We start from the raw sequence: 3,458 nt of genomic DNA, 5'->3' as shown, positions 1-3,458 counted from the left end.
GGGCGCGGGCGCGCGCCTCGGGCGGCAGGGCGGCCACGACGGCATCCCACGGGCCGGCGGCGCGGATGTGGCCGGCTTCGATCCACAGGGCGCCGTCGTCCTCGTAGCGCCAGGCGGCGGGGTCGTCGGCGGGGCCGGGGTCGGCCAGGAAGTGCAGGAGCTGGCCGCGCACCAGCACGGGGGCGTCGGCGGGGGCGGGGGGCGGCATCATTGGGGGCGGGGGAGCGACGATAGTGGCGGCACGTCGGGGCCGGGGTGGGTGGCGTGGAGGATCGCGCTGCGGGCCTCGCGCACCTGCAGGAGCTGGGCGGCGACCGCAGCGGCGATGACTTCCGGCTGCTTGCCCTGGATGCCGGCGATGCCGATCGGGCAGGTGAGGTCGGCCAGCCGGCCGGGGGGCAGGCCGCGGGCGGTGAGCTGGCGGGCGAAGTTGTTGCGCTTGGAGGTGGAGCCGATCAGGCCGAACCAGGCGAAATCCTGGCGCGCGAAGATCGCTTCGCAGAGCTCGAAATCGAGCGCGTGGCTGTGGGTCATGATCAGGAAGTAGGTGCCCGGCGGGGCGTCGCGGACCTCGGCGGTCGGGGTGTCGGTGGCGATCGGGACGACGTTGTCGGGCAGTTCGTCTGGAAACAGGTATTCGCGGCCGTCGATCCAGCCGATCCGCGCGCCCAGCGGGGCGAGGGCATTGACCACCGCACTGCCCACGTGGCCGGCGCCGAATACCCGCACCGGGAAGGGCTCGGCGCCCATCTGCTGGGTGAGCCGCCAGTGCGCGTCGTGGGTTTCGAAGTGGGTGAAGTCGGGGCCTTCGTTGCCGTTGTGGGCGGCGACCCGTTGCCAGCGCGACTGGAGTTCGCCGTCGGCGATCTGCCGCAGCAGCCCGAAGTGGTCGCCGAGCCAGTCGCGGCGGGTCTGCCAGTCGGGCAGGGCGGCGGGGGCGATGCGTTCGGCGAGCACCCATACCAGCCCGCCGCAGCACTGGCCGAGGGACGGACCGAGGGCGAAGCGCAGCAGGCGCGGCGGGCTGTCGCGTTCGAGCAGCGCGAAGGCGGCGCTTTCGGCCTGCAGTTCGAGCTGGCCGCCGCCGATGCTGCCGCAGTGCTGGGCGTGGCCGACGACCATCGTCGCGCCGGCTGCGCGCGGGGTGGAGCCGACGGCATGGACGACGGTGAGCAGCACGGCCGCTTCGCCGGCGGCGAGTTGGTCGATGAGGGCGTGAATCCAGTCGGTGGCGTTCACAGGCTTCCTCCTGCGAGGGCGCGCAGCACGGCCTCGGGGGTGGCCGGTGCGTCGAGGCGGGGGCGGTCGCCGGGGCTGCGCGCGGCGGCGACGGCGTCGCGCAGGGCGAAGAAGACCGACAGGGCGAGCATCAGCGGTGGCTCGCCGACGGCCTTGGCGCGGTGAATGGTGGGTTCGGCGTTGGGGCGTTCGAACAGGGCCACGCGGAAGTCCGTCGGCAGGTCGGCCGCGGTGGGAATCTTGTACGTGGACGGGGCGTGGGTGAGCAGGCGGCCGTCGGCGCCGAAGACGAGTTCTTCGCAGGTGAGCCAGCCCATGCCCTGCACGAAGCCGCCTTCGATCTGGCCGATGTCGATGGCGGGGTTGATGCTGCGGCCGGTGTCGTGAAGGATGTCCACGCGCAGCACCCGGTGTTCGCCGGTCAGGGTGTCGATGGCGACTTCGCTGACCGCCGCGCCCCAGGCGAAGTACAGGAAGGGGCGGCCTTGCAGGGTGAGCGGATCGACATGCACCTTGGGCGTCTTGTAGAAGCCGGCGTCCCACAGCTGCACGCGGGCGAGGTAGGCCGCGGCGGCTGCCTCGGCGAAGGCGAGATCCACGCCCGGCGCGCGTACCCGGCCGTTGGCGAAGACGATGGCGTCGGCGGCGCAGTCGTGGCGCGCAGCCAGGAAATACGCGATCCGCCGGCGGATCGCCCGGCAGGCGGCCTGGGCGGCCTTGCCGTTGAGATCGGTGCCGCTGGAGGCGGCGGTGGCCGAGGTGTTGGGCACCCGGGTGGTGTCGGTGGCGGACAGGCGTACCGCATCCACGCCCAGCCCGAATTCGGCGGCGACGATCTGGCGGATCTTGGTGTGCAGGCCCTGGCCCATCTCGGTGCCGCCGTGGGCGACGCGCACGCTGCCGTCGGTGTAGACATGCACCAGCGCGCCGGCCTGGTTGAAGAAGGTGGCGGTGAAGGCGATGCCGAACTTGACCGGGGTGAGGGCGATGCCGCGCTTGAGCACCGGGCTGGCGGCGTTGAAATCGGCGATGGCGGCGCGGCGGGCGGCGTAGTCGGCGCGGGTGACGAGTTGGTCCACCAACGGGCCGAGCACGTCGTCGTCGACGCGCATGTCGTAGGGCGTGGTGTCGCGGCCGGGGGCGTAGAAGTTGGCGCGACGTACGGCGAGCGGGTCGTGCCCGAGGTGGCGGGCGATGTCGTCGATGACCGATTCGATGGCGAACATGCCCTGGGGCCCGCCGAAGCCCCGGAAGGCGGTGTTGGAGACGGTGTGGGTGCGGCAGCGCAGGCTGCGGATCGCCACCGCGTCGAGGTAGTAGGCGTTGTCGGCGTGGAGCACGGCGCGGTCGTTGATCGGGCCGGAGAGGTCGGCCGAGAAGCCGCAGCGGGACGCGAGCTGCAGGCGCAGGCCGAGGAGGCGGCCGGCGGCGTCGAAGCCGGCGTCGTAGTCGATGCGGAAATCGTGGCGCTTGCCGGTGGCGCGCATGTCGTCGTCGCGGTCCAGGCGCAGCTTGACCGGCCGCCCGGTGCGCCGCGCCAGCAGTGCGGCGAGACAGGCCCACTGGGCGGCCTGGGATTCCTTGCCGCCGAAGCCGCCGCCCATGCGCCGGCACTCGCAGCTGACCTGGTTCATGGGCCAGCCCAGCGCCCGGGCCACCGCGCGCTGGACTTCCGCCGGGTGCTGGGTGGAGGCGATCAGGTGCAGGCTGTCGTCCTCTTGCGGGATCGCGAGGCTCACCTGGCCTTCGAGGTAGAAGTGTTCCTGGCCGCCGACGCGCACCTGTCCGGCGAGGCGGTGGGGTGCGGCAGCGAGCGCGGCGTCGGCGTCGCCCCGGCGCAGCTCGACCGGAGGGAGCACCCACGATTCGGCGGCGAGGGCGTCGTCGATGCCGAGCAGCGCCGGCAGCGGGGCGATCTCGAGGCGGGCGAGGCGGGTGGCGCGGCGGGCTTCTTCGCGGGTGTCGGCGGCCACTGCGAAGAGGGGCTGGCCGTGGAACAGGATCTCGCCGTCGGCGAGGATCGGGTCGTCGTGCACCGCCGCGCCGCAGTCGTTGGCGCCGGGGATGTCGGCGGCGACGATCACCGCCCGAACAATGGCGGTGGCGGGCGGCGTCCGGGCGACGAAGGCCCGCAAATCCCGGAAATCGACGAGTTGATGAAAAAAGGTCAGGAACGCCTGCGCGTTTATCTGGGCGGCGGCGGGGGCGGTAACGGGCCG

At 72.9% G+C, this 3,458-nt stretch carries 2 protein-coding genes and 1 pseudogene; all 3 read right to left on the bottom strand.

Annotated elements, in window-relative coordinates; translation table 11 throughout:
• A pseudogene (locus ACE3P2_RS01680) lies at positions 1-211 on the bottom strand (hypothetical protein); the annotation flags it as partial.
• Positions 208-1,239 (bottom strand): xanthine dehydrogenase accessory protein XdhC, encoded by a 1,032-nt coding sequence (gene xdhC, locus ACE3P2_RS01675; RefSeq protein ID WP_374260203.1) that lies wholly within the window; start codon positions 1,237-1,239, stop codon positions 208-210. The pseudogene ACE3P2_RS01680 and the gene xdhC, both read right to left, overlap by 4 nt.
• The coding region (gene xdhB / locus ACE3P2_RS01670) for a xanthine dehydrogenase molybdopterin binding subunit (protein WP_374260200.1) at positions 1,236-3,458 on the bottom strand (2,223 nt) is incomplete at its 5' end. The genes xdhC and xdhB, both read right to left, overlap by 4 nt.

Source organism: Zoogloea sp. (assembly GCF_041911615.1).
GTDB lineage: Bacteria > Pseudomonadota > Gammaproteobacteria > Burkholderiales > Rhodocyclaceae > Zoogloea.
The sequence above is the reverse complement of the archived record's forward strand: the minus strand, read 5'-3'. Positions and strand labels throughout refer to the sequence as shown.